An 8,285-nucleotide genomic window follows, 5' to 3' on the forward strand; every position below is an offset into this window, starting at 1 on the left:
GACGATGCCGTCTCAGACCTCCAACTCATTTGCCAACGGGAAGGAGGTAAGATATGAAACGTCTCTATCACGGCTCAAACGTAGCTATTATGAATCAAGACATACAGTTTCAAATAGAATGCCTTGCGGCAGAACTCACTGAAATGCTCATGGCAGAATATGGCTGGGACATACACCGTGCACTTGATGAGCTTTATTCATCCACCACCTTTGCCAAGCTCAACGACCCCGAATGCGGACTCTATTATCAGGGAGCAGTCTATATCTTCCAATTCCTCAAATCCGAAATTGAAACCGGTAAAGTTGCATAAATACACAATCAGCCCCAATAATATTAGCAATCAGCTTATTAATATTCCACCACGGCAAAACTCCGACACGCTGTCGGAGTTTTGGCTCAGAATCCTTAAAACGCGCATAAAAGCATTTCATATCCCATAGTTTGTGCTCCGACATACCCATTTTGGGGAATGCTGCTTTCAAATCTGCTGATAGACGTTTGACTACCTTATCTCCATGCTTAATATATTACTGGAGTTGGCTGATTGCCGGGGGTACTCATTCATGAGCTTAATGTTGAATATGAGTCGGAAGTCACCTCGCAAAAGTATTGGAATCGTCTAATGCCATTTTTCAACCGCTCGACCAACGAGGATCTTATTCTCGCGGTGCCGTCTGCCGGTATCTCCAACAGACGCAATGGCTTCCGCAAAGACAAATCCGGGGAGAAACTTGCCGAGTCCGAAGCAGCCCCCCTTGAACACCGCACCGACGGCACCGACGCTTTCGATGCCCTTTTCATCGGCTGCGAAAAATTCCCATACCACGACTCCTTCCCACTCTCAATGTCGGGAGTGATACGAGTCAAGTAATTACACCAGTAAAATTGCTAATTTTCAGGCGTATAGATTTGCATTTCTCAGGAATTTTTATTACCTTTGCAAGTATAAAAACAACTTCAAAATCTCCTGACAATGGCAGTAAAAGTTTATGTTATTTCTGATCCACTCGCGATAAATTTTCTTGTTGACGACGACATTGACGGCTTCAAGGAGTACCTTGAATCTGACAAATATCTCGACTTCGGCGAACCCGAAGTTTTCGAGACCGGACAGCAGGCTCTCGCTTTCTGCACCGGCATAGGCTATGGCGCTGACGAAAGTACCACTCCTGAACTCTATCCACTCCGCTCGTGCGAGGAATCCGACCTGCCGTTCATCGAAGCCATCGAAAATTACTAAATTAGGATGGCAGAACGAAAGAACCAACACTTTGTTCCTAAAGTGTATTTAAGGAGCTTTGCTTCAGGGGAAAATTGTGTAGATTTATATATAAAATCTAAAGGAAAATTGGTTAAAGAAGCTTCTCTTTCTGGACAAGCTTCAAAACCTTATTTCTATGGTAAGGATTTGAATATCGAAGAAGGGCTTGGATATTTTGAAAACGAATATGGTAAGGTGCTTGAAAAGATAAATAAAAATATTGATTCTCTTTTAGACTCAGATTTACATTTATTGGCTATGTTCTTGTTTTTACAGTCAAGAAGAACAGAGGCTGCTATTATGGAACTTATCGATACGAGTAAGAATATACAAAACTACCTTTCAATTAGTTTCCCAAACATAAATCTTTCACAATTTGAGGATATCAATTCTCGTCAGAATAATATTGACCTCTCTCTAAGTGTAGCAGTAGATTTATACAACTCATGTCGTGACTTAAGCTACAAATTCTTAATAAACAATACCTCTAAAGATTTTATTACTTCAGATAGTCCGGTTTGCCTCTACAATCAGTTTCATGAACGAATCAAACGTAAAACATTTGCATTTAATTCAATAGGGACTCAGATATTCTTTCCTTTGACACCAAGAATTTCGTTCCTTTTGTATGACAATGCTTGTTATAAAGTTGGTACACGTAAATCAATTTCTGTAATACTAAATAACGCTAAAGATATAGATACTTTAAATGCAATAACTTATATAAATGCAAATGAAGTCATATACTTTCGGAATAGAGGTGCGATAGGTAATTTTACATACTTGGATAAAATCAGTAATAATCCATCCAAACATGAAACCATTCCCATTGATAATAAAACTGGGGTCTTTCATACATCTAATCAGCCTCCTTTGTGTAAAGCAAATTTATCCTTCATTAAAGAAACAGACCTGTCAAAAGTTATAAAAGTGCTTCCTGAATCCTATCCTCCGTTGTTACGAAAATACTGTACTGATTTTCATAGGAAAGAAATAAAGCTTAGATAGTATTCGCATAAGCGTTATTGTCATTTTTTGACAAAATATTTTTTGTTCTCATATATTTGTATTAACTTTGTTGTCAATCTCTGACAACAATAAATATGAATTTTTGTGATTACATAAGGCAACGACGTGAATATATGGGACTTGCGCAAAAGAACTTGCGGAGTGCCTATCGGTTGATGTCCCAATGTACAGCAGTAATGAAAGAGGTCAAAGACCACTACAGGAAGAACATATTCCAATTATAGCATAAAACTTTGTATTGATGCTATAGAATTGCGTAAGATGTGGATTGCTGACAAAGTATTATCGGTTGTAAACGAAGAAAAGTACACCCCCGATATTCTAATATCGTGGCAGAAAATATTAATAATAAAGGATGAGCAGATGGAAATTAGTTCTTTTTTATTTAATGAAAAGCACTATCGACCATTGCATTATTATTAATTACAAGTATATGCGTTCCCCATCTCACGATGATGTTTTTATTAACCTCTTCAATCAATTTACTATGAATGCTATAAGCTTATTTTCATCCTCTGGTATAGGAGATTTGGGTTTAAAAGCTAAAAATATTAGGACTGTTATTGGCTGTGAACTGCTCGCAGATAGGATGAGACTATTTGGTCATAATCATCCGGAAGCAACAACTTTCAATGGCGATATATGGAAGCTAAAAAATCATATAATAGAATATTATAAGACTACTTATAATGATCCTCCTTTTGTTATTTTAGCCACACCGCCTTGCCAAGGCATGTCATCTAATGGTATGGGTACCATGCTCCGTAATTTCCGCAATGGTATTCGTCCCAAGTTTGATGAACGTAATCGTCTCATTATTCCTGCTATTGATGTAATCAAAGAGCTTAAACCTCAATGGGTTATTTTCGAGAACGTACCTAATATGATTAATACTCTTATACAGGATGGTAATGATTCGTTAATAAATATAATTGACTATATTCATAGAGAACTTGGTGATTCATACGAGGGGAATCCTACAGTCGTTGATGTAGCAGATTATGGAGTTCCGCAACATAGAAAACGTCTAATAACAATTCTTAGACGTTCATCGAATCCATCTAAGCAAGTCGTACATATACCGCATCCAACCCATGGGAAGGATTCGTCTATTTTTGTTGAGCCATGGGTTACCTTAAGATCTGCAATTGGTAATCTTCCCCCTCTATCCGCTGAAAAAGGTAAGAATATTTGCACGACTCTTCCACTTCACAGGGTTCCATTATTAGATGATAAGAAGTTGTTTTGGGTACATAATACACCCGAAGGGCAAACTGCTCTTAATAATCAATGTATCAATCCCAAATGCCGTTATCAAGGGAACCGAATTCATGGTGCCAAACATGATGTAGATGGAATTAATAAAGCCAATACGGATACTCCATTATACTGCGAAAAGTGTGGCGAGTTATTACCACGACCATATACAATTGATAAGATAACAGGCGAAAAGCGCTTTATGAAAGCGTTTACAAGTGCATACAAAAGAATGTCATGGGATGAACCAGCAAGTACCTTAACTCAAAACTTTCAGTATGCTTGCTCTGATAATAAACTTCATCCCTCTCAAGATCGAGTTCTATCTATTTATGAGGCACTTATTCTTCAGACAATTTCAAAATACGATTATTCCTTTGAGATTGATGGAAGGTGTGTTCCAGAGGGTCTAATACGTGATACTATTGGAGAAAGTGTGCCTCCCTTGCTAATTGAACGTATAGCAGATTATATTATCAATTATAAACCATAGAAATAAAAAAGAGGTCAATTGACCTCTTTTTATTTCACGTTATAACCTATCCATTTTTTATTTGATAGCAGTTCTATATAAGCAGGATCATCTAAAACTGCTACCCAACCTTTACACATCTTTTGAATACCGCTTTTCTGCATAATGGAGACACTTGTTGTTCTTCCGCCTCCGTCATGAGGCTGGACAATCGTTCCCCAATCATTTACTTCTAATTGATTTTGATAGAAACAAGCAACAATCGTGGGATTTCCATCAATAAAATCCCATAAGATGGCTAACAAATGATTTGTCGTTCTATGGTGTGCCTTCCAGTCAAATGAGTTTATTAAATGGACTCTCTGTTCACCAACTAAAGGCTTAGCAACTTTTGAAGCAGGTGGAGTACTGCCACAAGTTGCTTTGATCTCTATTCCACCATACTTATAAGGGCTGAAAGCTTCTTTACTTACAGGATATTTTTTCCCATTATCTTCAGTATATAAAGTCTCAAAATATTCCATCTTTTCTTTGGTATCAGTGAGGAGAAGATCAGGGTATCCATCTTGATGTAGATTGCTCTGAAGTCTACCCTTTGCTATGCGCATTACGCTTCGGGCAAAATATTCACCTACCATTCCACTTAGATTTCTCATTCCAAGTGTCTCAAATATATTTATATCAAATTCCTGCGTAGTCTCATGAAGCTTGCGTAATGCTTGATTTGCAAAATTCATTGCTTCTACTACCTCTTGAATTGATAAGACCTCTGCTCCTTGATAATTTATCTTAGCAGCATTATTTGTAACATATTTCATGTTAAAACAGATCTTTAATGTTTACATGTAAGGCATCTGCCAATTTTTTTATATTACTAAGAGTAATATTTCTTTCGGCTCTCTCAATCATGCCGATATATGTGCGATGAAATCCAGCTCTATAAGCAAGTTCCTCCTGTGAGATGCCGAGTTCCTTCCTCATTTGCTGAATTTTAAGACCAAATTCTTTGAGAATTGTTAAATTTTTTTCCATACGCTAACAATCGTATGCAAAGTTACGACGAAGTATACACGCCTACAACCTACTATAATTAGCAATTTAGTTGCTAATTATTTATGATTCTTTTTTTATTGATTTTATGGAGTTGCGGCAAGCCGTCGAGCCTAAGGTCTCGCTCCATTCGGACTATCTATCCCTAACTCATAAGCCCCCTCGGACATCGCCGAGGGGGCTTCCTTGTATATGGACTTTCCGCTCCGACACTGGCGATCATTCGCTATCATAAGGGCCTTTGCCGTTCATTACGCCCTTTGAGATTTCAGAAACTTCAAGACCCTGAAATATTGTGTAACCAACATCCTGCAAAGTGACAATTTCCTTTTTTGAGCATCTTCCGCATTACGGGGTTCACGGTCTGAGGTGTTCCGCTCTCACCAGTGATTACACCGTGTCAGATACGCATTTGAGTTTGCAGCTGAGAAAACTGTGAAGATGTAACGTAGATGTCCTATTATAGTACTCCCCAAATTCAGACCGACGGAGCGGGGTTTTAAGTCAAGGATAAGCAGGCAATGTGAGCCTGATTCTTCTTTGGGGTAAATGCAAATTTAGACATTCTTTCCATATCTGCAAATCCCTGCCTCAGGCTATGGCAAGAAAAATCTGCATGACACACGTCCTCTGAGACTCAGATGGTATCTGCGGTGGTTATACTATTCTGTAAATCCACAGATACCGGCACGCAGTTCCATGACGTTGTTCATTCGTTGGCGGTTATTCAAACCCTGCGGAGCTTTTGCAGGGCTTTGTATTGTGGGTGCATAGATGGGATGACCGGCTAAGGCCCGAACACAGTATTAGAGAATCCGAAATTCTCCATCCCGACTCAACAGTCAGATCCACGGAGGAAAACTACGGATATATCTCCAATCATCATTCTAATTTGTAGCTTCAAGTTAGTCTCGACGGATGACGTTACAATCCTCGGGGAAGGCATCCTTTCCTATAGTCTTTAGCGTTTTAGGAATAACCACGCTTTTAAGAAAATAGCAACCTTTGAAAGCTTCTTTTCCAATAGATGTCACCGAGTCAGGAATCGTAATGCTTTTAAGAGATTCGCACTTTGAGAAAGCCCAATTAGCAATAGCGGTCATCGAATCCGGAATCATCACGCTAGTAAGGGATGTGCATCTTGAGAAAGCCCCATTTCCGATAGATGTTACCGAGTCAGGAATCGTAATGCTTTTAAGAGATTCGCAGGCGCTGAAAGCAGAATCCCCAATAGATGTCACCGAGGCAGGAATAACCACGCTATTAAGAGATATGCAGCATGAGAAAGCGTCGTTACCGATAGAGGTTACTGAGTCGGGAATTTTTATATTCGTAAGAAATTCACAAAATGAGAAAGCTTCATTACCGATAGATGAGATGGAGGTAGGAATAGTTATGCTCGAAAGTGATTTGCACCCGAAGAAAGTTTTATTGCTAATATAGGTCACAGAGTTAGGAATCGTCACGTTTTTAAGGGAATGGCAGCTGAAGAAAGCTCTATTACCGATAGAGGTTACAGAGTCTGGAATTTTTATACTAGTAAGCGATTCGCACCATGAGAATGCTCTATCCCCTATAGCGGTTACAGAGTTGGGAATAATAACAGCCGCAGGGTTACCGACACATGATATGATAATACCGTTCTTATTGATCAAAAGATTGTCTATTAATCTAAATGGTGAATGAGAAACTAAAGATAAATTCAGTTTATGACATAAAATAAATGGATTAGATCCTATGTAATTCACCGATTCTGGAATTACCACATTTGTAAGTGAGTCGCACGATGAGAAAGCCCTATCACCAATAGATGTTACCGAGTCTGGGATAATGACACTCTTAAGTAAGTAACAATAAAAGAATGCTTCATTGCAAATAACTTGAGTTCCAGCTTTAACCTTATATTGAGAAAGGCTCAATTTTGAGTCAGCCTTTAGAAGGCGTTTGCCGTCTTTGGAGTAGATGACGCCAAATTCATCGGCGATTCCGTTTGCAATGTCTTCGTCAGTGCAGGAGGTGTCTATTTTTTCTTGTGGGATACTCTGTTTCCGTTTCGGTTGCTGTTTCGGTTTTTCGGTGATGAAGAGACGGAAGGAAAGGACTTCGAGGGAGTTTTTGGCTAAGGCAATATAGAATATGCCGAGTAGGGTGGAGAGGTCGGGATCGGATGTGAGTTTTTGAATCTCCGACAACATACGGGATTCCGAGGGCTTCCGGAAGTCCTTCTCCTTCAGGAGGAGGGTGTCGGCGGGAGTGGAAGAGGATTTGAGGGAGGGTTTCAGCGAGATAGCTTTCAGGGAGAGGGCAATCGCTGCGATGGAGAAATCGTCTATATGCTCGTTGAAAGCGGTATCCGTGCGGTTTGGGTGTCGGTAGTCGGGACTGCCGGTTTCCCGTGCCTTCTCACCCTTCATGGATGGAACGAACATCCCGTCATAGTCTACCATCACCGGGGAGCCGTCGGGACGCACGAGGATATTGTCGGGTTTGAGGTCGCCGTGGGCGAATGGTTGGGCGAGGAGCCATGCGGCCATGCGGTTGAAGCGGTAGCTTGCCATAGCCAATTCATATGGATTGTCAAGATTCCTGTTTACATAGGAATCGAGGGTCTCACCCTCAACCCATTCCATCACGACGACGGGGAATTCCTCGTCGTTGCATTGGTCGGAATCGACGAACAGCTCATTCTCCAGATAGCGCAGAGGGAGGATATAGGATGAGGAGATGACCTCAAGTTCGTCGGCTATCTTACGGTAACTTTCGGCGCGACCGGGTTGCTCCTTTATGAAACACTTGACGGCGTAGAGCTTGCCGTCGCGCTCATCCCTCATCTTGAAGACAACGGCGAAGTTACCGCTTGACATTACTGGCTCGCCCCGGGAATCGAGGACAGGACGGAGCGAGGATAATTCATTGAAATTATCCTCGGCGGACAGGATGGCATCCTTATATTCAGAAATCAACGGATATGGCATATATTACATTTTTACAAAAGTAATATCTTAAAATCAAATTTCCAAATGATTTAGCAGGATTTGGCGTGACCACCGGGATTAACGTGACCACCGGGATTAACGTGACTGCCGGAATAAAAAGAGGTGAGGAATGAGGGATATTCGGAAGATTTTCGCTATATTCGCGTTCTGAAAGACTTAACCTTTGAATCTAATGTCAGAAACGAATATAGAAATGCCGGAGAAATCAGAAGAGGCAGC

General features: G+C 40.3%; 9 protein-coding genes. 5 read left to right on the top strand and 4 right to left on the bottom strand.

Features of this window, described 5'->3' with window-relative positions:
• The first annotated feature begins 89 nt into the window (after positions 1-89).
• Positions 90-311: a hypothetical protein gene (locus tag HDT28_07520; GenBank protein MBD5132415.1), complete on the top strand. Its 222-nt coding sequence runs from the start codon at positions 90-92 to the stop codon at positions 309-311.
• Here HDT28_07520 and HDT28_07525 read toward each other — a convergent pair.
• Positions 277-525, bottom strand: coding sequence for a DUF1016 domain-containing protein (locus HDT28_07525; GenBank protein ID MBD5132416.1), 249 nt, complete (start codon positions 523-525; stop codon positions 277-279). The genes HDT28_07520 and HDT28_07525 overlap by 35 nt on opposite strands.
• Before the next feature lie 98 nt (positions 526-623).
• On the opposite strand from HDT28_07525, the gene HDT28_07530 reads away from it, so the two are divergent.
• From HDT28_07530 to HDT28_07545, 4 genes are all read left to right on the top strand, one after another.
• A complete protein-coding gene (locus HDT28_07530) occupies positions 624-872 on the top strand; it encodes a hypothetical protein (GenBank protein ID MBD5132417.1) in 249 nt (82 codons plus the stop codon).
• Positions 873-974: 102 nt separating this feature from the next.
• Entirely contained in the window at positions 975-1,241 is a 267-nt protein-coding gene (locus tag HDT28_07535; protein ID MBD5132418.1) for a hypothetical protein, read from the top strand.
• A gap of 6 nt (positions 1,242-1,247) precedes the next feature.
• The gene (locus HDT28_07540; GenBank protein ID MBD5132419.1) at positions 1,248-2,270 is read left to right on the top strand and encodes a DUF4238 domain-containing protein; all 1,023 of its coding nucleotides are present in this window, start codon (positions 1,248-1,250) and stop codon (positions 2,268-2,270) included.
• Between the two features lie 508 nt (positions 2,271-2,778).
• Positions 2,779-4,041 (top strand): DNA cytosine methyltransferase, encoded by a 1,263-nt coding sequence (locus HDT28_07545; GenBank protein MBD5132420.1) that lies wholly within the window; start codon positions 2,779-2,781, stop codon positions 4,039-4,041.
• 29 nt (positions 4,042-4,070) lie between these two features.
• Here the strand turns inward: HDT28_07545 and HDT28_07550 are convergent, their stop codons facing one another.
• From HDT28_07550 to HDT28_07560, 3 genes are all read right to left on the bottom strand, one after another.
• Entirely contained in the window at positions 4,071-4,838 is a 768-nt protein-coding gene (locus HDT28_07550; protein ID MBD5132421.1) for a hypothetical protein, read from the bottom strand.
• Between the two features lies 1 nt (position 4,839).
• A complete protein-coding gene (locus HDT28_07555) occupies positions 4,840-5,052 on the bottom strand; it encodes a helix-turn-helix transcriptional regulator (protein ID MBD5132422.1) in 213 nt (70 codons plus the stop codon).
• 923 nt (positions 5,053-5,975) lie between these two features.
• Complete coding sequence (locus HDT28_07560) at positions 5,976-8,045, bottom strand: leucine-rich repeat protein (protein ID MBD5132423.1); 2,070 nt, start codon at positions 8,043-8,045, stop codon at positions 5,976-5,978.
• Positions 8,046-8,285 lie beyond the last annotated feature (240 nt).

This window comes from Clostridiales bacterium (assembly GCA_014799665.1).
GTDB lineage: Bacteria > Bacillota > Clostridia > Christensenellales > Pumilibacteraceae > Anaerocaecibacter.

What these genes read in the sequence shown, in the direction of transcription:
- HDT28_07520 (MBD5132415.1), top strand. Translation starts at nt 90, where the DNA reads ATGAATCAAGACATACAGTTTCAAATAGAATGCCTTGCGGCAGAACTC.
- HDT28_07530 (MBD5132417.1), top strand. Translation starts at nt 624, where the DNA reads ATGCCATTTTTCAACCGCTCGACCAACGAGGATCTTATTCTCGCGGTG.
- HDT28_07535 (MBD5132418.1), top strand. Translation starts at nt 975, where the DNA reads ATGGCAGTAAAAGTTTATGTTATTTCTGATCCACTCGCGATAAATTTT.
- HDT28_07540 (MBD5132419.1), top strand. Translation starts at nt 1,248, where the DNA reads ATGGCAGAACGAAAGAACCAACACTTTGTTCCTAAAGTGTATTTAAGG.
- HDT28_07545 (MBD5132420.1), top strand. Translation starts at nt 2,779, where the DNA reads ATGAATGCTATAAGCTTATTTTCATCCTCTGGTATAGGAGATTTGGGT.
- HDT28_07550 (MBD5132421.1), bottom strand. Translation starts at nt 4,838, where the DNA reads ATGAAATATGTTACAAATAATGCTGCTAAGATAAATTATCAAGGAGCA.
- HDT28_07555 (MBD5132422.1), bottom strand. Translation starts at nt 5,052, where the DNA reads ATGGAAAAAAATTTAACAATTCTCAAAGAATTTGGTCTTAAAATTCAG.
- HDT28_07560 (MBD5132423.1), bottom strand. Translation starts at nt 8,045, where the DNA reads ATGCCATATCCGTTGATTTCTGAATATAAGGATGCCATCCTGTCCGCC.